This window comes from Bacillus sp. AY3-1, from assembly GCF_008368785.1.
Classification (GTDB): Bacteria; Bacillota; Bacilli; order Bacillales; family Bacillaceae_G; genus Bacillus_A; species Bacillus_A wiedmannii.
In genome coordinates this window covers 126,008-151,731 of sequence record NZ_QORZ01000005.1, presented here as the reverse complement: position 1 = coordinate 151,731, position 25,724 = coordinate 126,008, and the positions used below count along the sequence as shown (strand labels likewise).

At 39.6% G+C, this 25,724-nt stretch carries 26 protein-coding genes, 3 pseudogenes and 1 other annotated feature; of the genes and pseudogenes, 11 read left to right on the top strand and 18 right to left on the bottom strand.

The features are described from left to right. The first annotated feature begins 357 nt into the window (after window positions 1-357). Window positions 358-1,488: an RNA-guided endonuclease InsQ/TnpB family protein gene (locus DN389_RS03580; protein WP_149236819.1), complete on the top strand. Its 1,131-nt coding sequence runs from the start codon at window positions 358-360 to the stop codon at window positions 1,486-1,488. A 153-nt stretch (window positions 1,489-1,641) separates the two neighbouring features. After that, on the top strand, window positions 1,642-1,869 hold the full coding sequence (locus DN389_RS03575; protein WP_000498995.1) for a DUF3973 domain-containing protein: 228 nt from the start codon (window positions 1,642-1,644) through the stop codon (window positions 1,867-1,869). A gap of 34 nt (window positions 1,870-1,903) precedes the next feature. On the opposite strand, the gene DN389_RS03570 is transcribed toward DN389_RS03575, so the two are convergent. Both DN389_RS03570 and DN389_RS03565 read right to left on the bottom strand, forming a co-directional pair. After that, a complete protein-coding gene (locus DN389_RS03570) occupies window positions 1,904-2,086 on the bottom strand; it encodes a sporulation protein Cse60 (protein WP_000621751.1) in 183 nt (60 codons plus the stop codon). A gap of 1 nt (window position 2,087) precedes the next feature. After that, on the bottom strand, window positions 2,088-2,324 hold the full coding sequence (locus tag DN389_RS03565; protein WP_000533808.1) for a DUF2553 family protein: 237 nt from the start codon (window positions 2,322-2,324) through the stop codon (window positions 2,088-2,090). A gap of 255 nt (window positions 2,325-2,579) precedes the next feature. On the opposite strand from DN389_RS03565, the gene DN389_RS03560 reads away from it, so the two are divergent. Continuing rightward, complete coding sequence (locus DN389_RS03560) at window positions 2,580-3,074, top strand: CarD family transcriptional regulator (protein WP_000451450.1); 495 nt, start codon at window positions 2,580-2,582, stop codon at window positions 3,072-3,074. Between the two features lie 73 nt (window positions 3,075-3,147). On the opposite strand, the gene DN389_RS03555 is transcribed toward DN389_RS03560, so the two are convergent. The 7 genes from DN389_RS03555 to moeA form a co-directional block, all read right to left on the bottom strand. Further along, window positions 3,148-3,933, bottom strand: coding sequence for a glucose 1-dehydrogenase (locus DN389_RS03555; RefSeq protein WP_000286669.1), 786 nt, complete (start codon window positions 3,931-3,933; stop codon window positions 3,148-3,150). 13 nt (window positions 3,934-3,946) lie between these two features. Continuing rightward, entirely contained in the window at window positions 3,947-4,804 is an 858-nt protein-coding gene (gene glcU, locus DN389_RS03550) for a glucose uptake protein GlcU (protein ID WP_098189535.1), read from the bottom strand. A 36-nt stretch (window positions 4,805-4,840) separates the two neighbouring features. Then, the gene (locus DN389_RS03545; protein WP_060486696.1) at window positions 4,841-5,260 is read right to left on the bottom strand and encodes a DUF3888 domain-containing protein; all 420 of its coding nucleotides are present in this window, start codon (window positions 5,258-5,260) and stop codon (window positions 4,841-4,843) included. A gap of 92 nt (window positions 5,261-5,352) precedes the next feature. After that, a complete protein-coding gene (gene moaD, locus DN389_RS03540; protein WP_098189534.1) occupies window positions 5,353-5,586 on the bottom strand; it encodes a molybdopterin converting factor subunit 1 in 234 nt (77 codons plus the stop codon). A gap of 2 nt (window positions 5,587-5,588) precedes the next feature. Beyond that, entirely contained in the window at window positions 5,589-6,053 is a 465-nt protein-coding gene (gene moaE, locus DN389_RS03535; protein WP_098189533.1) for a molybdopterin synthase catalytic subunit MoaE, read from the bottom strand. Continuing rightward, a complete protein-coding gene (mobB, locus tag DN389_RS03530; RefSeq protein WP_098189532.1) occupies window positions 6,050-6,565 on the bottom strand; it encodes a molybdopterin-guanine dinucleotide biosynthesis protein B in 516 nt (171 codons plus the stop codon). The genes moaE and mobB overlap by 4 nt, the downstream gene beginning before the upstream one ends. Next, window positions 6,535-7,824, bottom strand: a complete 1,290-nt coding sequence (moeA, locus tag DN389_RS03525) for a molybdopterin molybdotransferase MoeA (RefSeq protein WP_149236818.1) — start codon at window positions 7,822-7,824, stop codon at window positions 6,535-6,537. The genes mobB and moeA overlap by 31 nt, the downstream gene beginning before the upstream one ends. Window positions 7,825-7,907: 83 nt before the next feature. Between moeA and moaC the strand changes: the two genes are divergently transcribed. Continuing rightward, window positions 7,908-8,393, top strand: a complete 486-nt coding sequence (moaC, locus tag DN389_RS03520; RefSeq protein WP_098189530.1) for a cyclic pyranopterin monophosphate synthase MoaC — start codon at window positions 7,908-7,910, stop codon at window positions 8,391-8,393. A gap of 37 nt (window positions 8,394-8,430) precedes the next feature. On the opposite strand, the gene DN389_RS03515 is transcribed toward moaC, so the two are convergent. From DN389_RS03515 to DN389_RS03490, 6 genes and pseudogenes are all read right to left on the bottom strand, one after another. Then, entirely contained in the window at window positions 8,431-9,444 is a 1,014-nt protein-coding gene (locus DN389_RS03515) for a molybdopterin-synthase adenylyltransferase MoeB (RefSeq protein ID WP_098189529.1), read from the bottom strand. A gap of 16 nt (window positions 9,445-9,460) precedes the next feature. Continuing rightward, on the bottom strand, window positions 9,461-10,474 hold the full coding sequence (gene moaA, locus DN389_RS03510) for a GTP 3',8-cyclase MoaA (RefSeq protein WP_088064603.1): 1,014 nt from the start codon (window positions 10,472-10,474) through the stop codon (window positions 9,461-9,463). 172 nt (window positions 10,475-10,646) lie between these two features. Further along, a pseudogene (locus DN389_RS03505) lies at window positions 10,647-13,611 on the bottom strand (BclA-related collagen-like exosporium protein). A 121-nt stretch (window positions 13,612-13,732) separates the two neighbouring features. Beyond that, a complete protein-coding gene (locus tag DN389_RS03500; protein WP_001110863.1) occupies window positions 13,733-14,056 on the bottom strand; it encodes a hypothetical protein in 324 nt (107 codons plus the stop codon). 20 nt (window positions 14,057-14,076) lie between these two features. Further along, window positions 14,077-14,301: a spore germination protein gene (locus DN389_RS03495; RefSeq protein ID WP_000512461.1), complete on the bottom strand. Its 225-nt coding sequence runs from the start codon at window positions 14,299-14,301 to the stop codon at window positions 14,077-14,079. Window positions 14,302-14,378: 77 nt separating this feature from the next. After that, the gene (locus tag DN389_RS03490) at window positions 14,379-14,684 is read right to left on the bottom strand and encodes a rhodanese-like domain-containing protein (protein WP_000141210.1); all 306 of its coding nucleotides are present in this window, start codon (window positions 14,682-14,684) and stop codon (window positions 14,379-14,381) included. 199 nt (window positions 14,685-14,883) lie between these two features. Here DN389_RS03490 and DN389_RS03485 point away from each other — a divergent pair, with 199 nt between their 5' ends. After that, a complete protein-coding gene (locus tag DN389_RS03485; protein ID WP_000171896.1) occupies window positions 14,884-15,066 on the top strand; it encodes a hypothetical protein in 183 nt (60 codons plus the stop codon). Between the two features lie 49 nt (window positions 15,067-15,115). On the opposite strand, the gene DN389_RS03480 is transcribed toward DN389_RS03485, so the two are convergent. Continuing rightward, window positions 15,116-16,240, bottom strand: a complete 1,125-nt coding sequence (locus DN389_RS03480) for a homoserine O-acetyltransferase family protein (RefSeq protein ID WP_098189527.1) — start codon at window positions 16,238-16,240, stop codon at window positions 15,116-15,118. 155 nt (window positions 16,241-16,395) lie between these two features. Here DN389_RS03480 and DN389_RS03475 point away from each other — a divergent pair. The 5 genes and pseudogenes from DN389_RS03475 to DN389_RS03455 all read left to right on the top strand — a co-directional run bounded on the left by DN389_RS03475 (window position 16,396) and on the right by DN389_RS03455 (window position 21,592). Next, window positions 16,396-18,538: pseudogene (locus DN389_RS03475) on the top strand (spore germination protein). 16 nt (window positions 18,539-18,554) lie between these two features. Then, entirely contained in the window at window positions 18,555-19,649 is a 1,095-nt protein-coding gene (locus tag DN389_RS03470) for a spore germination protein (RefSeq protein ID WP_098110508.1), read from the top strand. Beyond that, a complete protein-coding gene (locus DN389_RS03465) occupies window positions 19,625-20,704 on the top strand; it encodes a Ger(x)C family spore germination protein (protein ID WP_149236817.1) in 1,080 nt (359 codons plus the stop codon). The genes DN389_RS03470 and DN389_RS03465 overlap by 25 nt, the downstream gene beginning before the upstream one ends. A gap of 90 nt (window positions 20,705-20,794) precedes the next feature. After that, the gene (locus tag DN389_RS03460; RefSeq protein WP_000038782.1) at window positions 20,795-20,980 is read left to right on the top strand and encodes a hypothetical protein; all 186 of its coding nucleotides are present in this window, start codon (window positions 20,795-20,797) and stop codon (window positions 20,978-20,980) included. A 189-nt stretch (window positions 20,981-21,169) separates the two neighbouring features. After that, the gene (locus DN389_RS03455) at window positions 21,170-21,592 is read left to right on the top strand and encodes a pyrophosphohydrolase domain-containing protein (protein WP_000180547.1); all 423 of its coding nucleotides are present in this window, start codon (window positions 21,170-21,172) and stop codon (window positions 21,590-21,592) included. 44 nt (window positions 21,593-21,636) lie between these two features. Here DN389_RS03455 and DN389_RS03450 read toward each other — a convergent pair whose 3' ends face one another. After that, on the bottom strand, window positions 21,637-22,788 hold the full coding sequence (locus DN389_RS03450; protein WP_149236816.1) for a hypothetical protein: 1,152 nt from the start codon (window positions 22,786-22,788) through the stop codon (window positions 21,637-21,639). Window positions 22,789-22,883: 95 nt separating this feature from the next. Between DN389_RS03450 and DN389_RS28725 the strand changes: the two are divergent. Further along, a pseudogene (locus DN389_RS28725) lies at window positions 22,884-22,964 on the top strand (GNAT family N-acetyltransferase); the annotation flags it as partial. A gap of 25 nt (window positions 22,965-22,989) precedes the next feature. Here DN389_RS28725 and leuS read toward each other — a convergent pair. Further along, the gene (gene leuS / locus DN389_RS03440) at window positions 22,990-25,398 is read right to left on the bottom strand and encodes a leucine--tRNA ligase (protein ID WP_149236815.1); all 2,409 of its coding nucleotides are present in this window, start codon (window positions 25,396-25,398) and stop codon (window positions 22,990-22,992) included. A 65-nt stretch (window positions 25,399-25,463) separates the two neighbouring features. After that, window positions 25,464-25,683: a binding site (T-box leader), on the bottom strand. Window positions 25,684-25,724: the final 41 nt, after the last annotated feature.

The window sequence follows — 25,724 nt, the reverse complement described above, 5'->3', positions numbered from 1 at the left end:
GTATAACTGACGAGAGTACACCACAAGCCTATGGTGGTGGAAAAATCCTCTATCTCTAAAGAGATAAACATATAGTCTGCGCTCATGTGAAAACATGAGAAGTTCATAAGAGAACTGGCTAAGGAATTGCGCCCTTAGTTGAACGAGATACATTTAATTAAATCTATCAAACCTCATTGAATCTATCGAACGTACGTTCTATGTTTAGTTCAATGGGGTGAGAATAATAATGAAATTTTCACGAGTTAGTCAAGTATCAGAATTAACAGGTTTGCATCCGAGTAGTCTCAGGAGAATGCTGGTGGAACACGCTACTATTCAGAAGAACAAATCTTTCATTAAAGGAGTTACATTCTGATGATATTAGCGAAGAAAGTCAGACTGATTCCAACGCCTGAACAAGAACAAGTGCTTAGAAACCATGCCGGTGCTGCAAGATTCGCTTATAACTATTGTAATAGAATGAGTGATAGATATTATAAGCTATTTGGAAAATCTGTTTCACAGTTAGCTTTACAGAAACGATTTACAAAGATCAAGAAGCGAAAGAGATATGAGTGGTTAAATGACATCAACGCACAAGTTCCTAAACAGGCTTCAAAAGATTTTGATAAGGCGAGAAAACATTCGTTCAAAAAGTACAAAAATGGTTATCACACTTCTTATAAATCCAAAAAAGATTTAATTCAAGGATTTTATGCCAATTATGAAAGACTGGTTATAGGAAAGAAAGTAGTTCATATTCAGTCTATTGGAGAAGTGAAAACAAGCCAGCAACTACCAAGAAATAAAAAACCATCAAATCCAAGAGTTACCTTTGATGGTCGTCACTGGTGGATGAGTGTAGGATTCCAAGAAGACTTTGAATCACAAGAATTAACGAATGAGTCGATTGGTGTGGATGTTGGTTTAAAAGAGCTTTTTGTAGCTTCTAGTGGTATAAAAGAACGAAATATAAACAAAGATGCTAAGGTTAAAAAACTTTTGAAAAGGAAAAAGTCAGCTCAAAGAGATATGTCTAGGAGATTAAAAAAAGGTGTAAAAATTCAATCTGCCGGATATGAAAAAGCTAAAACTGAGCACCTGCGGTTATCTAGGAAAATTACGAATATCCGAAATAACCATATCCATCAAGCAACAGCTAAATTGGTGAAAACCAAACCAATGAGGATTGTTGTGGAAGACTTATCTATCTCAAACCTGTTAAAAAACAAAAAACTATCGAAAGCATTTTCATTTCAAAAATTAAACTTCTTCTTTCAATGTTTATCATACAAGTGTGAGAAGTACGGCATTGCGTATGTAAAAGCTGATAAATGGTTCGCCTCAAGTAAGATTTGCTCATGTTGCGGAGTTAAATACGACCATTCAGTTCAACCAGAAGGACAGTGGAGTTTAAAAATACGTGAGTGGCGTTGTGTTGGGTGCAATAGCCACCACGATAGAGATTTAAATGCTGCGGTAAATTTATCAAGATGGGTAAAATAAATGCTTGATAATAGGAGGTAACGATACTGCCTCGTGTGGAGTGTTATACCCCTCGTCCCTTTGGGGCTGCGAGAACACGATGAAGCACTAACTTGTGTAAATTTGATTGAATTATATAGATTTAGTTAAGTTTATCGTATCGGGATGAAAGCTATGTTCTATTGCATTAACTGCTCTGACATTCACCATGAAAAACATCCGAATGATAAAGTATTCAAAAACGGTTTTTATATCGATCCATTTTTAGGTGATCGTTATCACCTTGGTATGTGTACAGATGCCCAAAACCATGAAACAGGGGAGCCTCTTTTAGCGAAAAAGAAATTAGGCACAACTCAATCTATTATGAACGTATTACCGACACATGTTGTCCCAACATAAAACATAAAAAAGAGCTGGCTCACCCAGCTCTTTTTTATGCTTTATAAACGATCATTGCTGAAAAACAATAAATTTGGTTTTCGTCATCATTAATGGAAACACCGACTTGGTACTTAATATCTACAAAATTACTATCATCAATCTTTTTCAAAAAAACATTTACAGCGTCTTCTAAGTCTTTTTCGTGACTTTCATCAAACACTTTCACACGAATCATGTTAACACCATCCTAGATCGCAGCCCTCCGCCGCTTGATTATTGCCACGGTGCGTATCTATGATGCGATAAAATTTTCCGTCTTCATATATATATCCGTCTTCTAACACATATTGTTTACCTTCAGTATAGACATAAAACTTACCTATCATAAATTTACTCGTATATAATTCCAAATAATCCGGTCTAAATTTAGCTACAACTTTATTTGTAATATCAATTCTTATTGTGCGCCCCACCTTCTCTCCCTCCCTTGCAAAGAACGGATTTAGGTATATTGTATTAACGATTTTACATTTTATGCTTAAAAATAAGTGGATATGCCTTCTTTCTTCGTCTGTACTATTTTTCAAAAAATCATCAATAAATAAGAGCAAAAAAATATATAAAAAAAAAAGAGTTTTTACTTATTGACTATAATATCAACATTATGGTATTATATAAAATTTGACATTTTCACTCACTTGTGCTATCATTAAAAGTGGTTACCACATATGGAGGTGGATGATTTGTTTCAAATTGGCGATAAAATCGTTTATCCAATGAACGGCGCAGGAGTCATCGAAGCCATTGAAGAGAAAGAAATATTAGGAACAACACGTCAATATTGTGTGATACGTATCATTAGTAAAGACATGCAAATAATGCTTCCTATGGATCAATTACAAAAATCAGGTATTCGTTATATCGTAGATAAAGGTACATTAGATGTTATACTTCTTGAATTTCAAAACGGGGAATCAGACACATCACTTTCCTGGAAACAGAGATATACAATGAATATGGAAAAAATGAAAAACGGCAATCTGCAAGATAGCGCAGAAGTTGTTCGCGATTTACTTCGCCGTAATAAAGAGAGAGCATTAAATGCGAGCGAAAAACAAATGCTAGATAATGCACGCAAAATGATGATTAGCGAAGTTGCACTTGTGCAAAATGTTTCTGAACATCAAGCAACAGAATTTCTTCAAGATACAATTAATCATTAAATTTAAAATAGCCGACCGCTATTTTTTTTTGCAGAAAAAAGGACAAAGAGATAAACCTCTTTGTCCTTTTATATTACCCGCGACCTGCTTGAAACGACGGGTATAAAGTCATTCCACCATCTGCAAATAACGTAATTCCAGTTACGTAACTCGCTTCTGAGGAAGCAAGCCACGTTGCGACTGCTGCAATTTCTTCCGGCTTTCCAATGTAGCCCATCGGTATCATACTTTCTACGTCAGCACGTTTTTTAGGATCAGCAAACTTTTCTGCATTAATTGGCGTATTTATTGCACCTGGCCCAATATTATTTACTCGAATACCTTTTGGTGCATATTCTAACGCTAACGTTTCTGTCATCAGTTTAATACCACCCTTACTCGCCGCATAGTGCACGAATAGTGGCCACGGAATTTTCTCATGAACACTCGACATATTAATAACAGAACCTTTAATATCATGTTCTACAAAATATTTAATCGCTTCACGGCTTCCTAAAAAAGCACCTGTTAAATTTGTATTGATTACTTTATTCCAATCCTCTAACGGCATTTCATGCGACGGGACCGCGTTTTCTATCCCTGCATTATTAATCATAACGTCAAGCGTACCAAACTCTTTCACAGCAGATTGAATGAGGTTCACAACATCAGATTCAACTGTCACATCACCTTTTACAGCAATCGCTTCTCCGCCTACTTTTTTTATTTCTTCTAATACATCATGCGCTTCTGACTCTCGTGAGCGATAGTTAATTACTACTTTTGCTTTCTCCTTAGCAAACCGTACTCCCATCGCTCTTCCAAGACCAGTTGCTGATCCTGTAATAACGACAACTTTTCCTGCTAAATCACTATACATTTCAATACCCCCTTTAATTTTTTGCAACACCTAACATTATTCCGGCTGCGATAATAAAAACGATACCGACAACAATCCCCGTTAATTGGCGTTTCGTTTTTCTTTCACCTAATATAAGAATCCCGCCAAGCGTTGAAATAATAATTCCCATTTGCGATAGCGAAAAACTTGTTGCCACTCCAACACGCGGCTGCGAAATGAATAAAAACATATTTCCAGCTGCCCAAATTAATCCTGGGATAATATTTCTTAGTGCATATTTATTAAATGGATGATGTTTAAACGTAAGCAAAATGCCCCCTAACACCATACCAACTGCTTGTGGCAATAAAGCTGACCAACCATCTACGTTAAATAGTCTAATCACTACTACGTAAACTAAATAACCGACTGTTGAAATCAATAAAATGATAATGCCCCTTTTAAAATTCCCCGCCTGCTCTGCACTCTTTTCTTCTTCACTTTGAAGTGATGTTAAAATAACACCGATAATAATACAAACGAGAGCCAAAACACCAAGGACGACTGATATAGTCGTGGACCACTCATGAAATACGATGACTCCAAATAAAGTCGTCGCAACTAATTGCAGTCCTGTTGAAATGGGCATCGTTCTCGAAACGCCCATTAAATCAATACTTTTTAATTGATTCGCCTGACCAAGTGCCCAAAATAAACCTGACACAATTCCAACTCCGATAATAGTAGGAGTCAATACGGGCTTCATAAAAATATAAACAACAATTGAGAAAATAAGTGCACCAAACGTTGTACCGAGCGTTTGACTATACGGTCCTCCGCCCAGTTTCACGTTAAATAGCACAATACTTCCCCAAAATATAGCCGGTAAAATCGCTAAAAGTATGTCCATCGCTCATTACCTTTCTTTACTAAATTTCATAGGTGATCACTCTGAATCATTAGAGTGAGCTTTTATCTTTTCTTTTTCCCGTTCACAAACTTTTTCTGCAATAGCACCAGAAACATTCTTTTCTCGCTCCACCTTCTTTATTTTTACGTGATCTAAATAATCTTCCAAAATAAGTGTAACTTTATCATTCGGCGGATTATGTGCACCTTGGAACGTAAGAAATTGTAGCGTAATTTCAAATCTAGGAACGAACTCACCGTTCTTGCCGAGACGCTTTATATTTATAACGGAAGCACATTCATATTGATCTTCTGTCACTTGTCTAATAACTGAATAGTACCTATTTGATAATGCACTTTCTAACAGCTGCTCCCTCGATTCTTTCGCGAAAGAATCACTTGGAGAAGAGAAAAAGATTGCACATAGCGTTGTAATAACTACACATATTTTTTTCATAACACCCTCCTTGTTCTATAAGTTAGTGTTCGCAAAACTTCCATAAAAAAACGACTTCCCTATGTAGGAAAGTCGTTTGAATGAATCCAATATTAACCACCGCTCACTGGTGGGATTAGTGCAACAACATCACCATCTCGGATCGTGTCATCTTCATTTACGTATTCTTCATTAATCGCAACCATAGTTGATGCTGTCACTGGTACATTATATTCTTTAGCAACAACATCTTTTAACTCTGCAACCGTAATATTTTCTTTCTCTATTTGTAATTCACTTGTTCCTGCTTCCTCTTGCAAGTGCGCAAATAATAATACTCGAATCATACTTACAGCTCCTTCCCAGGCTCCCCTGCCGGATATGGCGTTTTTTCTAATTGATCACCAATCCATGAGTCTCCATCTTCCCAAAACTCCTTTTTCCAAATTGGAACAATTTGTTTTATGCGTTCCATAATGTATTCATTCGCCTCATAGGCTGCTTTACGATGCGGTGTTGAAACAGCAACAACAACCGCGATATCAGAAATTTGCAGTGTACCGATGCGATGTGTAATTGCAACGTGTGTACCTGGCCACTTCTCTTTCACTTCTGAACCAATTTTCTCTAGCATCTTTTCTGCCATCGTTTTGTAAGCGACGTATTCTAAGTATAATGTACGCCGCCCTTTCGTAAACTCCCTAACCGTTCCAATAAATGTTGTAACAGCACCGCATTCGCGGCGAATAACCTTCTTTGCTACCTCTTCAATCGAGATTTCTGTATCAATTACTTTATAATACGTATTTGTCATTTCGTACTCCTTACCGTTTGTATAAACCAGTCTATATACAACTCTTCTTCTGTTATATGAAATACTTTATATTCTTCTCGTAAGTTTGCAGGTGCATCATGCCACGTAATAACCGCTACTATATTTTCTACTTTATGTAAAAGTTCAACGTCTTCCGCAGAACGAAGTAACACTACTTTCGGATAGCTCTCTTTTTTATAGCCCTCTATTAAAATTGTATCCACTTCAAAAAACTCATATAAGCGAATAATTTCTTGCAAGGACCACTCCTCTCTTAATGACGACAGTGAAAGTAATCCAGCGCCTTCTACACTACTGACAACAGCCCCAGCCTTTCGGTGCCTTTCACTATCTTTTTGCGCTACTTCTGGAAAACCTCCGTGCCCGTGATGCTTAATTGTAGCAACTTCCATGTTTCGTTCAGCTAATGCATACACAATTTTCTCAACGAGCGTTGTTTTCCCGCTATTTTGATATCCTACTATTTGTAAGATTGAAGGGGCTTTGCCCATGGCCAATCACATCCCTCGTCGTGCTCTAACAATAATACAGATACTTTCATCCCTGCCTCAAATCCTCTCGTTCCTCCAGGCAACACAATAAAAGCATTCGCATCGGCGAGTGAAGAGACCGCACTCGATTTATCTAAACCGACCGGCATCGCTTGTAATGCCCCGTCCACGATTGTCACGTTTGCTCTTACAAAACGAGTAAACGGATTTGGCTTCGGAAAATCTTTTTGTAAAATAGCATCTGCTCTATATACGTGGGGTTCTTTCGCATACAAATATGTTTTTATAACCGGATGCACAAATAGCTCAAAGCCTACGTAGCAAGCTGACGGATTTCCTGATAAACCGAAAAGTAACTTTCCATCAACTTCAGCTACTGTCGTTACACTTCCTGGTCTCATCGCTATTTTATTAAAGAGTACATTCGCCTGTAATCTTTCATAAATAGCTGGCAAGTAGTCATAATCTCCTACCGACACACCGCCTGTCGTAATTAAAATATCAACCTCATTCATCGCTGATTGAACAGCTGCAAAGCATGCATCTAACTCGTCAGCAAGTTGGCCATAATAACGCACTTTCCCTCCGACTTTCATAATTTGAGCGGCAATCATATACGAGTTACTATTTCTAATTTTCCCCGGCTGTAACGACTCGTGTACCTCTAACAGTTCACTTCCTGTCGTCACAATACCAACAACAGGCTGTTTTACAACCTTCACAGTACTATATCCAAACGTCGCTAATAAGGCGGCAACACCTGGATTAATTGCAACACCTTTCTGAACGAGAACTTGATTTTTCTTTATATCTTCTCCTTTAAATGACACATTGTCACCACTATGAAAAGGACGCTTTACCTTCATATATGTTTTTCCGTTCTTCTCAAAACCTTCCGTCAACTCTAGCATTACGACTGCATTACAATCCTCTGGAATAGCTGCTCCTGTCATAATACGAACCGCCTGAAAATGTCCTACTTCTTCTGTAAAAACAGATCCTGCCCCGATTTCTTCTATTACTTCAAACTCAATCGCATTCTCTTGATGTGCTTCTTTCGTATCTTCTGCTCGAATCGCGAAACCATCGTAAGGAGAACGATCGAAATGAGGAACGTCATGATCAGAGATAACATCCTCCCCAAGAATTCTCCCGTAACTTTCCGTAATAGAAACCTCTTCTACTTCACCATTTTTCGCATATTCCATTACTCTCTCTACTGCCTCAGCAACTTGAACTGGAATTCGTTTTTCTATCATCGTTTCTCACCTCATATTTGCAATTTTTTTTATCTCGATTAAACTTTATATATTAAATAGAAATTACTTCAAGGAGGAATTCCATGTCTTCATTCACACACTTTAATGACCAAGGACGCGCGAAGATGGTTGATATAAGTGACAAAAAAGCAACCGTCCGAACAGCAATTGCGTGCTCTAGCATTGTCGTTACAAAAGAAATTTACGATAAAATCTCTAACAATGAAATTGGGAAAGGTGACGTATTAGCAGTTGCACAAATCGCAGGTATTATGGCTGCGAAACGCACTTCTGATATTATCCCAATGTGCCATCCTTTATTATTAAAAGGTGTTGACGTTTCTTTCGATTGGAAACAATCCGAAGAACAATATCGATTACTTATTGAAGTAAAAGTTAAAACAGAAGGTAGCACCGGTGTTGAAATGGAAGCTTTAACAGCCGCTTCCGCTACAGCTCTTACTGTGTACGATATGTGCAAAGCTGTTAATAAAGGTATGATTATTGGCGAAACTTACTTATTTGAAAAAACAGGTGGAAAAAGTGGAGATTATACGAGAAAGTCTTAATCTTCTTTCCGTTGAACCTAAAGGGCTCCCTTTAGGTTCAACCTATATATCTTGCATATAAGCGTTTTGCTATATTTATATCATTCGTTCCATGAATGAACGCCCTGCCATCTGTAAATAAAACAAAACGAAATTCCTCCACCGGAAATGATAATAAATACGGAGTAGCTTTTACATCCACACTTCTTTGTAAGCGCTTTTTAATTTCTTCTAAATTAAATTCATTCCGCACACCTGGACGGATTTGTACTGTATTTCGGCCACATAACACTTCTGTTTTCGTTTGTGCTTCAAATGTTAAACTCGGATATGTACGTAATCTTCCGCAAGATAAACATGTGTCTTTTTTCTGCCTATTCACTTTAAATGCCATCTGTTGATTATTCCAAAGATCAAACGATAACATCGTTTCGCGAAGTGCCCCATAGTCTTCTACTAATATTTTCAGCGCTTCCGTTATTTGATGCGCAACTACTAATTGTACTGCCGGCTGTATAATACCAGCCGTATCACATGTTGCCCCGCTCGCTGGATGTTCCATTAAACAGCGGAAACACGGTGTTTTTCCTGGTAAAATTGTATACGTTACTCCGTAGCTTCCGACACAACCGCCATATATCCACGGAATATTATACTTTTGTGAAATATCATTAATAAGAAGACGCGTTTCAAAATTATCTGTCGCATCTAATATTAAATCTACATCATTCACTAGCTCTTCCATTTCTCGCACTGTTACATCAGTCACAACTGAATTTATTTTCACCTCAGAATTAATCGCTTGTAAATGCTCTGCTGCTGCTACCGCCTTTGGTTTATATTGCTTTGCATCTTCTTCTGTATATAATTGTTGCCTTTGTAAATTACTCCATTCTACATAATCACGATCCGCAATTGTTATTTTGCCAACACCTGCTCTAACAATTGCTTCTGCATTCGCTGCCCCGAGAGCGCCAGCGCCGATAATAAGCACATGCTTCTCTCTAATTTTTCTCTGACCTTCTTCTCCAACACCAGAAAATAATATTTGTCTTGAATATCGCTCCTGCATACGATAGCCCCCTTTCTTATCCTCCTATATAAGACATTTCAATTTTCGGACGATTCTTTGCACTTTCTTCTGTCCGTTCATCCGAATACCTGTCTTTTCTATTCATCCATACATCTTGTATAACGCTTACTAACTCATCATCCGAAAGATTTCCTCTAAGAAGTTCCCTTACATCCAATCCTTCTGTCGCAAATAAGCAAGTATAAAACTTTCCATCTGCCGAAATTCTTGCTCTCGTACAAGAGGAACAAAATGACTCTGAAACAGAAGTAATAAAACCGACTTCGACATTTGTTCCAACGTAACGATATCGCTTCGCAACTTCACCGAAATAATGCGCTTCAGCTGGCTCAAGTGGATACACACTATGAATCATTTCAATTAATTCTTGCTTTGTAACGACTTGATCAAAGTTCCATCCATTTGTACTACCAACATCCATAAACTCAATAAACCTAAGTGTGATTCCTTGCTCTTTAAAATAAGCAGCCATCGGAAGTACCTGATGGTCATTCATCCCTTTTTTCACAACCATATTTACCTTTACATCAAGCCCGGCCTCTTTTGCAGCCATAATTCCCTTTATAACAGGTTTCGTATTGATATTCCGGCCATTTATGTCCTTAAATACATCGTCATCTATTGCATCCAAACTAACATTTACTCTATGTAATCCAGCTTCTTTTAATGCTTTTGCTTGTTTCGTTAAATGAATTGCATTTGTCGTTAACCCTATATCTACTAACCCTTCAATTTTCACGAGACGTGCAATAAGTTTTGTTAAATCTTTACGCAGCAGTGGCTCACCACCAGTAAGCCTAATTTTTCGTACACCGATGCTAACAAATAGTTTTGCCAAACGTTCAATTTCATCAAACGTCAGTAAAAACTCATCTTTCAAAAAAGCATAATCTGGCCCAAAAACTTCCGCTGGCATACAATATGTACATCTAAAATTGCAACGATCAATGACAGATATGCGCAAATCTTGAAGTGGGCGTCCAAAAAAATCTGTAACCATCTCCTGCATCGCCACCCTCCCTTTCTGCCAAATTTCTCTCTTTTCATTCTATTATAATATATTTTCGAACTGCGATGTTTTTGCTCAAGTGAATAAAGTGAAACTTTCCTAACCAATTAGATTACCTACAAATAACGATATAAAAACCTTGAAGCATAAAAGCTCCAAGGTTTTCTTCCTATTAACTTAATCTAATAATAGTTAAAGTAGCTCCTGGCGTTGTCGTAGATAATGTAGCTATTGCAACTAATCCAAATAACTGCAGACTAATAGCAGCTCCAGCGGGCAAATTAGCAATTATTGTCGCATTAAATGAACCTGTAGCTATTGCTGGTGAATTTATTGTTCCTGCAAGTGGACTGCCATTTACAGTTATACGAGAACTTACAAGTAAAGAGGCTGTTAAATTTATTGTATAAGCTATATAGTAATTCCCCGCATTTGCAACCGTAAATACGGTATTTCCTCCGCTAACGGTAATTCCTGGTCCAATATTTTGATTGTTCGGTAATGGTACATTTGTACCACCTAATAAAACGGAAATAGCGGTTCCTGATGTATTATTCGCAAATGCATACGTTGCAGTTGTACTAACTCCGGTCACACCCGTTGCTCCAGTGGACCCGGTTGCTCCAGCTCCAGTTGGACCGGTTGGACCTTGGATCCCTTGCGAACCGGTTGGACCTGTGTCCCCTGTTGGGCCTTGTGAACCTGTTGCTCCAGTGGATCCCGTCGGGCCTTGTGGACCTTGAATTCCTTGTGGACCTTGTGAACCAGTAGCTCCCGTATCCCCTGTCGGGCCTTGTGGACCTTGCAACCCTTGCACGCCTTGCGGACCGGTTGGACCTATTTCTCCTTGAACACCTTGAATTCCTGTTGGGCCTTGTGGACCGGTCGGCCCCTGCAGTCCTTGCTTGTGGACCTTGCAACCCTTGCACGCCTTGCGGACCGGTTGGACCTCTTGAACACCTTGAATTCCTGTTGGGCCTTGTGGACCGGTCGGCCCCTGCACTCCTTGGATTCCTTGAATTCCCTGTGGACCTTGTGCTCCTGTTGCTCCTGTCGCACCTTGAATCCCTTGTGGGCCTTGATCTCCTTGTACTCCTTGTGGACCGGTTGGGCCTTGGATTCCTTGCGGGCCTTGGATTCCTTGTGAGCCTTGATCTCCCGTTGCTCCCGTTACTCCTTGTATCCCTTGGGGACCTTGAACACCTTGCGGACCGGTTGGACCTATTTCTCCTTGAACACCTTGAATTCCTTGGGGGCCCTGTAGGCCCCTTGAACACCTTGCGGACCGGTTGGACCTCTTGAACACCTTGAATTCCTTGGGGGCCCTGTAAGCCCGTCACACCAGTTGCTCCTGTTTCTCCTGTCGCTCCTGTCACTCCAGTTGAGCCTGTCGCCCCGGTATCTCCAGTTGCTCCTGTCACACCGGTTGCTCCTGTCGGTCCAGGTGGTCCACCGGATGGACCTGTCACTCCAGTCGGACCTGATGGCCCCGTTGGACCACTCGGTCCTGCTGGTCCTCCAGAAGGACCAGTTACCCCTGTTGGACCGGTTACTCCAGTTGGGCCTGTAGTTCCTTCCCCTGTCGCACCAGTTACGCCCGTATCTCCTGTTGCTCCCGTCGGACCTTGAATTCCCTGTATTCCTTGTGGACCTTGCACTCCTTGAGCACCCGTTGCTCCTTGAATTCCTTGTACTCCTTGAACTCCTTGTGGCCCCATCGGACCTGTTGGGCCAATCACTCCTTGAGCACCTTGAACACCTTGCAGACCCTCTGGACCTGTTGCTCCTATGTCTCCCTGTATTCCTTGGACACCTTGCAGACCTTGTGCCCCTGTTGCCCCCGTTACTCCTTGTATTCCTTGTAATCCCTGTATTCCTTGTGGGCCTTCTGGTCCTGTCGCTCCTACTGACCCTTGAATTCCTTGGATTCCTTGTGGGCCCTCTGGACCTGTTGCTCCAGCTGGTCCTGGCACCCCTTGTATTCCTTGCGGACCTTGAAGTCCTTCTGGGCCTTCTGGTCCTGTTGGTCCGATTTCACCCAGCGGGCCTTGAATCCCTTGAACTCCTTGTGGTCCCGTTTCTCCTGTTGGGCCCGGTACTCCTTGTATACCTTGTGGACCTTGATCTCCTGTTGCTCCTGTTACACCTTGAGGCCCTATAGCTCCCTGTATACCTTGTGGACCTTGATCTCCTGTTGCTCCTGTTATCCCTTGAATTCCCTGAACTCCTTGTATTCCTTGTTCACCAGTTACGCCCGTCGGACCCGGAATACCTTGAATACCTTGCGGACCTTCTGGACCTGTTGGTCCAATTGGCCCTTGAATCCCTTGTATTCCTTGCAATCCCTGTGCTCCTGTTTCTCCTGTACTTCCAGTCGGTCCTGTATTTCCCGTTACTCCAGTTACACCTGTACTTCCTGTTACCCCTGTATTTCCCGTTGCTCCCGTCGCACCTGTACTTCCACTCGGTCCACCTCCTGGACCTGTCGCACCAGTTGCCCCCGTCGGACCTGGTGGTCCTCCAGATGGACCCGTTATCCCTGTTGGACCTGTTATTCCAGTTGGGCCTGTAACCCCTTGACCAGTTGCTCCTGTTGTCCCCGCACTTCCACTCGCTCCTTGTGGTCCTTGTATCCCTTGTGCCCCTTGTATTCCTTGTGGACCTGTTGCACCTGGTACCCCTTGCACACCTTGAATTCCTTGAGGTCCCTCAGGTCCAGTCGCTCCAATCGAACCTTGTAACCCTTGTATCCCCTGTATACCTTGTGCCCCAGTCGCTCCTGTTGGACCAATCGGACCTTGCAACCCTTGCACTCCTTCTGGTCCTGTCGCTCCTGTAGCTCCTTGTGCTCCCCTCAATCCTTGCGGCCCCTGCTGTCCTTCTGGTCCTGTTGCACCTATTGGTCCAACTGGTCCTTGTATCCCTTGCACACCTTGAGGTCCTGTCGGGCCCATCTCCCCCATCGGACCTTGTAATCCTCTTGGTCCTTGAGGGCCAGTCGGACCTTGGGGACCGGTTGGGCCAGTAATCCCAATGCCAGTAAATCCCGTTGGAACGGGTGGAAAGGTAGGACCAATAAGATTTGGTGAAATTCTGAAATTAGAGTTTAATGAATGTTTTTTATCGCGCTCTCTCACACTTTCACCACCTGCACACCATCTTTTTTACATTAAACAAACCTCTTCTTCTTAATATGTATTTACAAAAACAAACTCAAAGACTATTTTTATTTGAAATAATAAAAACTCCCTTAAATCCTTAAGGGAGTCCAGCAATTGAATCCATATTATCTGTATTAGGGACAGCTTGTGCTATACTCGATGCATTTACACTTTGCCCCATATTTGTTCCTGTTACAGTACCGGCAGGAGTGCCTCTTGTATATGTTGTCGTCACCGAATCACCCGGCTGTAAACAAAGCTTCGTCTCCGTCCCTATTACTGTAACAACGTCGATCCAAGTGCACCCCATTGAGCCACTATACGATTTCGTAGCAGTAAATGACGTATCACTCAAATTATCACCAGTAAATATATTCCCAGTGTTATTCACAATAACAAACTCTTTTATATGAGCAGGCATAATTACACTCTACCTTTCCTCTATGAACCTAATGTACGTGTACTCGTTGCTAATGGCGGAAGAAATACTGATGTTCGAATCACCGCTTCTGGCTGCCTTTTCCCATTTAAAAAAATAGCCGCACTCGATCCTCCAGCACCTGCATATATTTTTGCTACAGCTAAAGGTGAGATATCATAACAGTCACCGACATTAACAGCCCCTGTATTATTAATAATTTTTACTTTCCGCAAGTTAATCCCCATTTACCTATCCCCCTTTTGTACACTGTATGCAAAAGAAAAAAACTTGAAACAAACACGTTTCAAGTTTTTTTAGCTACTTATTTCGTTTCACCTTCATATTGAAGCATACCGCCAACCATGTTCATTGTTTTAAATCCTTGCTCATTTAAATAATGGCATACATTTTCACTGCGCATTCCCGAGCGACAAATAAAGATATATTCATTCTCTTTATCAAAGAAATCTACTTTATTTGGGATATCACCCATTTTAATATGTACAGCTTCTGGAATTTTCCCTGCCGCTACTTCTTCATCTTCCCTTACGTCTACTAAAAATAACGTTTCTCCATTTTCTAAACGCTCTTGCACTTCTTCTGTAGTAATTGTTTTAACTTCTGTCATATGTCGTTCCTCCTTATATACAATAAAACCTTTAGTCTCTTCCTTAAACAAGCATATCTAGTCAATTTTAGCATGCGAAAGAAAGAACGCAAAGAATGGAAATTTTATTTCTCAATTTTCTCGCAAAACTTATTCTTTACAAACATAACTCGTGCATTGTATCCTCAATATACTTGTTTTATGAAAGGAGCCAATGAAAATGACACTTTTTCTTTTCATTACGGGCATCATTTTCTTAATCGCCGCAATTATTGCACTTAGTATGAAGAATAATAAAAAGATAAAATCACCACAAGAAATGTCATTCTTATTTCTATTGCTTAGTATCGCATTCTTCGGTATAGCAATTGCCACATATATTTTCCGTCTACAAATCATGTAAAAAAAGGTGCCTACTACATACATCGCACCTTTTTCACACCATTTATTTTCTACACCAAACTAGATACTTTCCGATTTAAAAATTCATAAACTTTCTTTTCAAATAAATGAATATCAAATGCTCCTGCCATATGCCCATTTATACTTTCTATCTCATACACTTCCGCATACTTCCCTTGTTTTTGCAAAATGTCTACCATTTTATAATTATAACGTGACGGCTGAAGCAAATCTTGTTTGCACGGAATCATAAGTACATTTGCTTCTATGTTAGAAAGCGCCTCTTCTAAAGACGAAAATCCATGCGCAATATCATGTAATAAAACTGCTTTCGCAGTGTATATCCACGAATTTGCATCTACTAACTCTATACTTCTATATGTCACTTTATTTATTTCTTTCTCAAATGATGTTAATGCAGCAAATGTTTCATAAGGTTCTTTCTCTACACTATTACGAGGGAATGTCGTTTCATAAAAATGCTCATCAAATGCGTTCATAAACATCATTCTATTTGCTAAATGAAGTCCCTTCATTGGCTGCGCTTCTCCATATTTTCCGCCCTTCCAACTTGGATCCAGTTGAATAGCCTCAATTGCATTTTGCGCTACATTTACCGACGTAATAATTGGATTTTGTGGGTTCGTAATAACACCAATCATCCGCTCTACCATATGAGGATAATGAACAGCCCATTGCTGCGCAATCATCCCACCAGCTGACGGTCCCATTACAGCATGTAACCTTGAGATTCCCATATCTTTTATTAACTCATATTGCACACGAGCTACATCAAGAAATGTAAAAACCGGAAAATCCATCGCATATTCATCTCCAGTTTTCGGATGAATCGATTTCGGTCCCGTTGTAAACACATAAGGGTTCTTAACCTGCACATTACAAAGATTATCAGTACATATAACAAAATATTTATTTGTATCAACTGCTTTTCCCGGTCCAATTAAACCATTCCACCAACCAGACTCCTCATCATGCGCTGTATATTTCCCTGCCGCGTGACTCGTTGCACTAAAATAATGGCATACCAAAATCGCATTTGACCTTTCTCTATTTAAAGTACCATATGTCTCATACCCCATTTGAACAGGAATTCCCCTACCATTTTCAAACGTAAACTCTCTTAAAACAAACTTTTCCTTTTTTACAAATTGCACAGACTCGCCCTCTTCCCGCCATAGTATGAACTGCTGCTTACTAAAGGATTTTTTCTATGCAAACTAATCTCCTCCTTCTTTTCATAAATAAATGAATAATATACAAAATTAGCCACAAAATAGCATTATATTACACAATCAAAGAGGGCATACATATGATTTGGAATTGGCTACGTAAGAAAAAAAAATCAAATACGACAGAGAAAAACGAAACAGATAACTCGGAGCAACAGCCTAACAACCAAGAGAATGATAACAAAGAACAGACTAGAAGTATGAAACATAATAAAGATAGCAATAGCGAGCAAAAAAAAGAGGAACACAAAGAGCCTTCTCAGGATCAGCAGCAACAACATTCTAAACAAAACGACTCAGATCAGAATCAACAACAAAACTCTAAACAAGACAACTCGAATCAGAATCAACAACGAAATTCTAAACAAAACGACTCGAATCAGAATCAACAACAAAACTCTAAACAAAACGACTCGAATCAGAATCAAAAAAAAAAAAACAAAAAAACGCGAATCAGAATCAACAACAAAATTCTAAACATCGAATCAGAATCAACAACAAAACTCTAAACAAAACGACTCGAATCAGAATCAACAACATTCTAATCAAGACAACTCGAATCAGAATCAACAACATTCTAATCAAGACAACTCGAATCAGAATCAACAACATTCTAATCAAGACAACTCGAATCAGAATCAACAACATTCTAATCAAGACAACTCGAATCAGAATCAGCAACAACATTCTAAACAAGGGAACTCGGATCAAGATCAGCAGCAAAACTCTGGAAATAATAGTATTTATGATTTTACGAAACCAGAAAAAGACCGGATTCACTCTCTACAAGATTTAATAGAGAAACTCAAAAAATCTAGCGATTTTGTTAATTATCACACATCTGACGATGAAACGATGCCTTATTGGATTTCTTACTATCGCCCTTCACTTGATGGAGAGAAATTACAAAAGTATTTAATGCCTACTCTTTTAGAACGACCTAACGCTTCACTAGAAGAGCTAAAAGAACATATTCCAATGAGCGGTATTACAATTACGAACGATTTACAAAAAATTGAGGACATGGTGTTAAAGGGACATGCGATTATTCAATTGAATCAGCAAGACCAAAAGTGTATGCTTGCAAACATTGCAATTGATACGTACCGGGCACCAAGCCCTCCTTTAAACGAATCGACTGTTATCGGTCCTCAAGAAGGTTTCGTAGAGGATATTGATACAAATATTAATTTAGTTCGAAAACGTCTTCCTGTTTTAGATTTACAAACAAAAGAAATGATTGTCGGCGAGTTTTCCAAAACAAAAGTTGTCATGATGTATTTAGACAACCTCGCTGAAAAAGAAAATGTAGATTTTCTCGAGGAGTCATTACGTGCTCTTGAATATGATCAAATTAATGATAGTGCTTATATACAAGAACTAATGGGTGAAAAGTCGATTTTCCCTCTCTATATCAATACAGAACGTACTGATAGAGTTACAAAAGCACTCATTGATGGGAAAATTGCTATTTTTGTGGATGGTTCTCCAAGTGTTCTACTTACGCCAGTATCCTATTTCGATTTTTTCATTTCACCAGAAGACTATAACGTTTCTTGGCTATACGCTACATTTTCACGCATTTTACGCCTTATCGCTGTTCTATTTTCAATCTGTGCTACACCACTATATGTTGCAATTTTAAATTATCATTATGAACTTATTCCAAGTGATTTACTTGAAACTTTGATTTTATCAAGGGCACAAGTACCATTCCCACCTTTAATTGAAGCACTCTTTTTAGAACTTGCAATCGACTTATTGAGAGAAGCTGGCGCGAGGTTACCGATGAAAGTTGGTCAAACACTCGGGATTGTAGGCGGTATCGTAATTGGGCAAGCATCTGTACAAGCTGGTTTAACGAGTAATATTTTATTAATTATCGTTGCCTTATCAGCACTCGCTTCCTTTATTACACCTATTTATAAAATGGGTAATGCAGTTCGATTACTACGCTTTCCATTTCTTATGTTTGCAGAAATAGGCGGATTGTTCGGGATTTCCCTTGGATTTATCTTCTTATTTACGCATCTATTCAGGCTTACTTCCTTACGTAAGCCGTACGCTTTGTTTTATCCGACGAGACAACAGTCGGTTAAGGACTCTTGGATTCGTTTTCCTTTAACGATGATTGATACAAGGGATGTACAAGCGAGGCCACAACATGTAAAAAAATCAGCAAAAGGAATTTCAACAAAACATAGATCAGACTTTGATGATTAAGGAATGAGGTGCATCGATGAGTAAAGTTCAAGAAAAATATCAAATATCTCCTGTCTTTGTCTTCTTCTTAATTCACGGTGCACAGTTTGGAGCTGGCGTTCTCGGCTTCGCTCGAATTACTGCCAAGGCCGCTGGATACGACGGCTGGATGGGTGTTCTAATTACAGGACTCTGTATCCACCTCCTTATATGGATGATGTATTTTTTATTAAAAGAAACAAACGGAAATTTAATTGATTTACAACGACAAACGTTTGGAAAGTGGATAGGGAATGTCTTTAATATCATCTTTGCAGCCTATTTTTTAATCGTCAGTATTTCGGTTATTCGAACGTATGTTGAAATTATTCAAGTATGGATGTTCCCAACTGCTTCCACGTGGATGTTAACACTCTTTTTGTGCTTAGTTAGCTATTACATTATCTCTTCTGGATTTCGTGTAATTACCGGTATTTGTGTCATCTCTGTTGGTGGTACATTAGGATATTTGTTTCTAAGCTTATTCGTTTTGAAATATTCACATTGGGATAATTTACTACCTATATTCACACATTCTTTTTCAGACATTTTAAAATCCGCTCAACTGTCAATCTACAGTATGACCGGTTTTGAGATTTACCTCATGGTGTATCCATTTGTGAAAAAGCCTATACAATCTCATAAATACGCTCAGCTTGGAGCACTATTTTCAAATCTTCTATATTTATTTAGCACCCTTTTAGCCTTTGCATTTTTTAGTGAAAAACAATTGTTAAAAACGATATGGGCCCAACTTTCTATGACCCAAGTCATTCAATTACCATTCATAGAAAGGCTAGAATATATTGCAATTTCAGCTTATGCTCTCGTTATTATTACAAGTTTTATTCTACCTTTGTGGGCGGCAACGAGAGCAACTCACGAAATATTCCGTGTAAAACAAAGAGGTGTTTTAATCGCTTTTATCTTTATCACTCTCATTGTTTCACAACTTTTAACAAACAGACACGATATTAATAATTTTATTAGTAATGCATCAAAGGGGAGCTTTTGGCTCATTTATGTATACATCCCAATCCTATTTATCATTGTGTGGGTGAAAAGAAAATGGAAAAAATCAAAAATAAATTAATACTTATCTCTTGTATAGCACTCTTCAGTCTAACTGGATGTTTAGAAAAAAATATTATCGATGACGTACACCTTATCCAAGGAACTGTCTTTGATGTAGCAAAAGATAATAAAATAAAGGTAACATTTGTTTGTCCTATTCAGAAAAAAGGGAACAAAGTTCAAGTTTTTGAAGGAACAGCAAATGCGGTAAAACAAGTAAAAGCTGACACATCTTTAGAGTCTTCTCAACCATTTGCTAGCGGGCAAATGCGAGTTGCTCTGTTTACCACCCGAATTGCTAAGAAAGGAATGGTTGCTTCCTTCGATACATTAATTCGCGATATAAACATTGGGAATGCCTTATATGTCGCTTTACTTGAAGGTAATGGTACTGAACTTTTAAAAGGAAAGTACACGACTTCATCCAACGTTGCAATTTATATAAAAAAAATGCTAGAACATAATATGGAAACCGGTCCTTTACCAACAGATAATCTGCATGTAGGAGCATTCCGTTATTATCAAGAAGGGCAAGACTACTATATTCCAATTTTAAAGAAACATGGTGATAAAATAAAAATCACGGCAATTGGTCTTTTTAAAAAGGATAAATATGTTGGTAAAATTGCAGAAAAAGATATGTTTGTATTCAAAGGACTTTTAGAGAAACATAAGTTGGATTCACATGAATTTAAAGCAAATCCTGGGTACGTAATGATTAATAATATTCGTTCTGTTCCAACATACGATATAAAAATAAAAAATGGAAAGCCTTCTTTTTCCATTCATGTTAAAATTGATGCTCGTATTCAAGAATTATCAAAACAAATTAACTTAGAGAATGCTAAGAACACAAAAAAGATTGAGAAAGCCATCCAAAAACAATTGGATATACAAGGTAACAAGTTAATTAAGCAATTCAAATTTTTAGGTGTCGATCCGCTCGGGCTAGGAGCTAAATACAAGCAACATTATCGCCCATTCAAATTAGAAGAGTGGAGGCAAATGTATAAAGATGTTCCAGTTACTATAAAATACACCGTAAATATTACAAATTCTGGTGTAATTGAATGAGAAATGATTGAACTCCTCTCTCCAGCATGATACAACGGAAAGAGGAGTTTTTATTTTAGATAGAGAGAGAAGATATTTACGGGGGAGCTTATGTCTAAAAAATTAGTAAAGCCTATTTTAAATGGTATTTTATTTCTCGGCGTCTTTTTATTTGCTCATACATACTTAAAAAATGTTTCCTTCACACGTTATTTACTTGTCGTTATACCAATGTTGCTCGTTGGTATGTTTGGCATCGATCTTATTTTATCCATTTTAATAAAAGAAGAAAAATAACGAGCAGGGCCGTCCCAAAAATATTCCGGGATGGCCTTCTTTTATTAATGGGTTATGTTTTGTCGTTTAGTCGATATAATCTTTCCCTACCTTAACTAAAAGATGAAACTTTTGAACAGTCCTTTTTCATTTCATAATCACCTTATGTTACAATGAGATTCGGCACAAAGCGAGAAAGGATGAAACAACATGACAAACGAAAAAGGTTTAGATAAAGGATACGAACTTGTTGCAAAAATGCATGAAGAGTTCGGACACCCTGTGACAAATACTCCAACGAAATTAACAGAAGAACGTGCAAAAATTCGTGCTAGCTTTATGCAAGAAGAGCTAGAAGAATTTCTAGAAGCAACGACTGTTGAAGATCAATATGATGCACTAATTGATCTTATTTACTTTGCATTCGGAACGTTTGCCGAAATGGGCGTACGTCCTGATAAAGGATTCGAAATTGTAAATAACGCAAACATGGCAAAACTATTCCCTGATGGAAAACCTCGATTCCGTGAAGGGGACGGCAAAATTCTAAAACCAGAAGGCTGGCAAGCACCAGAACCACAACTTCGTGCTGAAATCGAACGCCAGCGCCAAGAAGCTGAAAAAAACTGCTAGGATTTCCTAGCAGTTTTTTATTATGTCTTTTTTTCTGCAATTCATTAATGACCCACGTGTCCAGCGTGCCCTGCTGCTCCACTAATGCTAGCCGCTCCTGCTGCTGCCCCTGCTCCTCCTGCTCCAATTCCACCTGTCCAAGGAGAAGATTGTTGCTGTTGATATTGTTGGTATTGTTGGTGCTGTTGGTGCTGTTGGTGCTGTTGGTGCTGTTGGTGCTGTTGACCATGTTGGCCTTGGTGACCGTGTTGGCCTTGGTGACCGTGTTGGCCTTGATGACCGTGTTGACCTTGGTGACCATGATGACTGTGTTGACCATGATGACCGTGTTGACCTTGGTGACCGTGTTGACCATGATGACCGTGTTGGCCTTGGTGATCGTGTTGGCCTTGGTGACCAAGATGACGGTGTTGGCCTTGGTGCTTTTGATCAAGATGGGCCTGTGTGACTGTGTTGACCATGATGACCGTGTTGACCTTGGTGACCGTGTTGACCATGATGACCGTGTGGTGACCGTGTTGGCCTTGGTGACCAAGATGACCGTGTTGACCTTGGTGCGTTTGATAAAGAACAGCCTGTGGATATATATGATGGTGTCCGTGGTGATGTACTTGTTGTTGATGGCCGTGTTGACCTTGGTGATGATGATGACCGTGCTGACCTTGGTGGCCTTGGTGATGATGGTGTCCATGATGACTATGTTGACCTTGATGGTGGTGATGTACATGATGACCGTGTTGGCCTTGATGGTGGTGATGTCCATGATGACCGTGTTGGCCTTGGTGATGGTGATGTACATGGTGTCCGTAAACACCTTGCGGATAACCACCTACTCCACCTGCTACAACACCTACTCCCGGTACCGGAAATCCTGTCTGCACTCCTCCAACGAAAGAAGGAAATGTAGTTGGTACTCCTACTGGAATTCCTGTCTGTACGCCAGCTACTGATGTCGGAAATCCTCCTGTTAATGTAGGCATTCCAGCCCCTGATGTCGAAAACCCTCCCATTAATGTAGGCATTCCAGTTTGCATGCCAGCTACCGATGTTGGAAATCCTCCTGCTCCTCCACCCATCCAGCTCGGAATTCCACCGTACCCTTGTTGGCCAGCTCCTCCCATTAACATCATTTGTGTATAACTGTCCGATTCGCCTCCGAAGAAGCCATGTGGTGCATTATTGTCCATCCCTTTCATTCCTTTCACCTCTTCTACTCAATTTAGCCTACCTTTTTTATCATATTTCCTATAGAAAAATAGGTGTTTGTCTGTATTGGAATTCCGCTCTTTTATTTGTACGTAGTGGAATAGTTGAAAATTTAGATGAAGGAGATCCTGAAATTATTTTCTACACAAAAAAGCTCAGAGCATAAATGCTCTGAGCTTTTCTTTCATTCATTAGTTTGCAACAACGTTAACAAGTTTTCCAGGAACTACAATTACTTTACGAACTGTTTTTCCTTCGATTTGGTCTTGAATTACTTCAAGTGCAAGTTGTTCCATTTCTTCTTTTGATGCGTCTTTACTCATTGTTAGTTTCGCGCGAACTTTGCCCATAACTTGAACAACGATTTCAACTTCATCTTCTACAAGTTTAGACTCATCAAATGTTGGCCAGCTTGCATATGTGATTGTTTCATTATATCCAAGTTTGCTCCATAGTTCTTCCCCGATGTGAGGTGCAACTGGTGCAATCATTTTTACGAAACCTTCTACATATTCTTTCGGAAGTGTTTCAGCTTTATATGCATCGTTGATGAATACCATCATTTGAGAAATCGCTGTGTTGAAGCGAAGCTCTGCATAGTCTTCTGTTACTTTCTTCACTGTTTGGTGGTAAGCTTTTTCAAGCTCTTTATTTGGTGCATCAGTAATTTTCTCACTTAATTCACCATTATCTTGAATGAATAGACGCCATACGCGGTCTAGGAAACGACGAGCTCCGTCAAGACCATTTTCAGACCAAGCAATCGAAGCATCTAATGGTCCCATGAACATTTCGTATAGACGAAGTGTATCTGCACCATGGCTTGCTACGATATCATCAGGGTTTACAACGTTACCTTTTGATTTACTCATTTTCTCGTTGTTTTCACCTAGAATCATACCTTGGTTGAATAATTGTTGGAACGGCTCTTTCGTTGGAACTACACCGATATCGTATAATACTTTGTGCCAGAAACGAGCATATAGTAAGTGAAGTACAGCGTGCTCTGCACCGCCAATATAAATATCAACTGGAAGCCATTGTTTTACTTTTTCAGGATCTACAAGTGCTTCGCTATTATTTGGATCGATGTAACGTAGGTAATACCAACAGCTACCAGCCCATTGTGGCATTGTGTTCGTTTCACGACGACCTTTTTTACCAGTTTCAGGATCAACAACGTTTACCCACTCGTCAATGTTAGCAAGTGGTGATTCACCTGTACCTGAAGGACGGATGTTTTCTGTTTTAGGAAGAACTAATGGTAATTCTTCTTCTTTCACAGCTGTCATTGTGCCATCTTCCCAATGGATTACTGGAATTGGCTCACCCCAGTAACGTTGACGGCTGAATAACCAGTCACGTAGACGGTACGTTACTTTTTGATTTCCTGCGCTCGTTACTTCAAGCCATTCAATCATTTTTACGATTGCTTCTTCTTTATTTAAACCATCAAGGAATGCTGAGTTTACGTGCGCACCATCACCTGTGTATGCTTCTTTCGTAATGTCTCCGCCTTTTACAACTTCCTTCATTGGAAGATTGAACGTTGATGCGAATTCATAGTCACGCTCATCATGAGCTGGAACTGCCATTACAGCACCTGTTCCGTAAGTTGCAAGAACATAGTCAGCGATCCAGATTGGTAATTTCTCGCCATTTACTGGGTTAACTGCGTAAGCACCAGTGAATACACCAGTTTTCTCTTTCGCAAGTTCTGTACGCTCTAGGTCACTCTTCATTTTAACAGAGTTAATGTAAGCTTCTACAGCTTCTTTTTGCTCTGCTGTTGTAATGTCAGCAACAAGCGCATGCTCTGGAGCAAGTACACAGTAGCTCGCACCAAATAGTGTATCAGGACGCGTTGTGAAAACTGTGAATTTCTCGTCTGTACCATCGATGTTGAAGTGTACTTCTGCACCTTCAGAACGACCAATCCAGTTACGTTGCATATCTTTTAAGCTTTCTGGCCAATCAAGCTCATCTAGATCTTCTAATAGACGATCTCCGTAAGCTGTAATTTTTAACATCCACTGTCTCATCGGACGACGCTCAACTGGATGTCCACCGCGCTCACTCTTACCGTCAATGATTTCTTCATTTGCAAGTACTGTACCAAGTGCTGGGCACCAGTTTACAGGTACTTCATCAACGTAAGCTAAACCTTTTTCAAATAGTTTTAGGAAGATCCATTGTGTCCACTTGTAGTAGTTTGGATCTGTTGTATTTACTTCACGATCCCAATCGTAAGAGAAGCCTAATGCTTTAATTTGATTACGGAACGTATTAATATTAAGCTCTGTAAATTCTGCCGGGCTGTTTCCAGTATCAAGTGCATATTGCTCTGCTGGAAGACCGAACGCATCCCATCCCATTGGATGAAGAACGTTATATCCTTGCATACGCTTCATACGAGATAAAATATCTGTCGCTGTATAACCTTCTGGATGTCCTACGTGTAGGCCTGCACCTGATGGATATGGGAACATATCTAGTGCATAAAATTTTGGTTTTTCTGTCTCATCTGGCGTACGGAATGTTTTATTCTCTTCCCAGTACCCTTGCCACTTCTTCTCAATATTTTGATGATTAAAGCTCATGAGATACCCTCCTTGAAATTCTATTTATTTTCACCGCCCAAAATACAAAAAACCTCTCATCCCTAGAAAGGGACGAGAGGTTATAGATTCCCGCGGTACCACCCTAAATTAATGTACAAATATACATTCGCTTAGATCCGTAACGTGGATTAACGGCAATTGCTACTACTAGTTTCACAACTGCAACTCAAAGGCGAGTTCATAACGAAACGTGGATTGACTTGCACCGACCGTCAACTCTCTAAACCAGCTTCTATTACTACTACTCCTTCTCACTGTTATTAAAAATATAAGTTAATGTGAACTACCCACCACTTCGTATCTCT

Bases quoted from the DNA above. Each gene is read 5' to 3' on its own strand.
- DN389_RS03450 (WP_149236816.1), bottom strand. From the start codon at position 22,788: ATGAAAGGGATGGACAATAATGCACCACATGGCTTCTTCGGAGGCGAA.
- DN389_RS03560 (WP_000451450.1), top strand. From the start codon at position 2,580: ATGGAGGTGGATGATTTGTTTCAAATTGGCGATAAAATCGTTTATCCA.
- glcU (WP_098189535.1), bottom strand. From the start codon at position 4,804: ATGGACATACTTTTAGCGATTTTACCGGCTATATTTTGGGGAAGTATT.
- DN389_RS03495 (WP_000512461.1), bottom strand. From the start codon at position 14,301: ATGGGGATTAACTTGCGGAAAGTAAAAATTATTAATAATACAGGGGCT.
- DN389_RS03555 (WP_000286669.1), bottom strand. From the start codon at position 3,933: ATGTATAGTGATTTAGCAGGAAAAGTTGTCGTTATTACAGGATCAGCA.
- moaA (WP_088064603.1), bottom strand. From the start codon at position 10,474: ATGCAGGAGATGGTTACAGATTTTTTTGGACGCCCACTTCAAGATTTG.
- DN389_RS03465 (WP_149236817.1), top strand. From the start codon at position 19,625: ATGGAAAAAATCAAAAATAAATTAATACTTATCTCTTGTATAGCACTC.
- DN389_RS03580 (WP_149236819.1), top strand. From the start codon at position 358: ATGATATTAGCGAAGAAAGTCAGACTGATTCCAACGCCTGAACAAGAA.
- DN389_RS03470 (WP_098110508.1), top strand. From the start codon at position 18,555: ATGAGTAAAGTTCAAGAAAAATATCAAATATCTCCTGTCTTTGTCTTC.
- DN389_RS03500 (WP_001110863.1), bottom strand. From the start codon at position 14,056: ATGCCTGCTCATATAAAAGAGTTTGTTATTGTGAATAACACTGGGAAT.
- DN389_RS03460 (WP_000038782.1), top strand. From the start codon at position 20,795: ATGTCTAAAAAATTAGTAAAGCCTATTTTAAATGGTATTTTATTTCTC.
- DN389_RS03545 (WP_060486696.1), bottom strand. From the start codon at position 5,260: ATGAAAAAAATATGTGTAGTTATTACAACGCTATGTGCAATCTTTTTC.
- DN389_RS03485 (WP_000171896.1), top strand. From the start codon at position 14,884: ATGACACTTTTTCTTTTCATTACGGGCATCATTTTCTTAATCGCCGCA.
- leuS (WP_149236815.1), bottom strand. From the start codon at position 25,398: ATGAGCTTTAATCATCAAAATATTGAGAAGAAGTGGCAAGGGTACTGG.
- DN389_RS03490 (WP_000141210.1), bottom strand. From the start codon at position 14,684: ATGACAGAAGTTAAAACAATTACTACAGAAGAAGTGCAAGAGCGTTTA.
- DN389_RS03570 (WP_000621751.1), bottom strand. From the start codon at position 2,086: ATGATTCGTGTGAAAGTGTTTGATGAAAGTCACGAAAAAGACTTAGAA.
- mobB (WP_098189532.1), bottom strand. From the start codon at position 6,565: ATGGGCAAAGCCCCTTCAATCTTACAAATAGTAGGATATCAAAATAGC.
- DN389_RS03455 (WP_000180547.1), top strand. From the start codon at position 21,170: ATGACAAACGAAAAAGGTTTAGATAAAGGATACGAACTTGTTGCAAAA.
- DN389_RS03575 (WP_000498995.1), top strand. From the start codon at position 1,642: ATGTTCTATTGCATTAACTGCTCTGACATTCACCATGAAAAACATCCG.
- DN389_RS03515 (WP_098189529.1), bottom strand. From the start codon at position 9,444: ATGCAGGAGCGATATTCAAGACAAATATTATTTTCTGGTGTTGGAGAA.
- moaE (WP_098189533.1), bottom strand. From the start codon at position 6,053: ATGACAAATACGTATTATAAAGTAATTGATACAGAAATCTCGATTGAA.
- moaD (WP_098189534.1), bottom strand. From the start codon at position 5,586: ATGATTCGAGTATTATTATTTGCGCACTTGCAAGAGGAAGCAGGAACA.
- moeA (WP_149236818.1), bottom strand. From the start codon at position 7,824: ATGATAGAAAAACGAATTCCAGTTCAAGTTGCTGAGGCAGTAGAGAGA.
- moaC (WP_098189530.1), top strand. From the start codon at position 7,908: ATGTCTTCATTCACACACTTTAATGACCAAGGACGCGCGAAGATGGTT.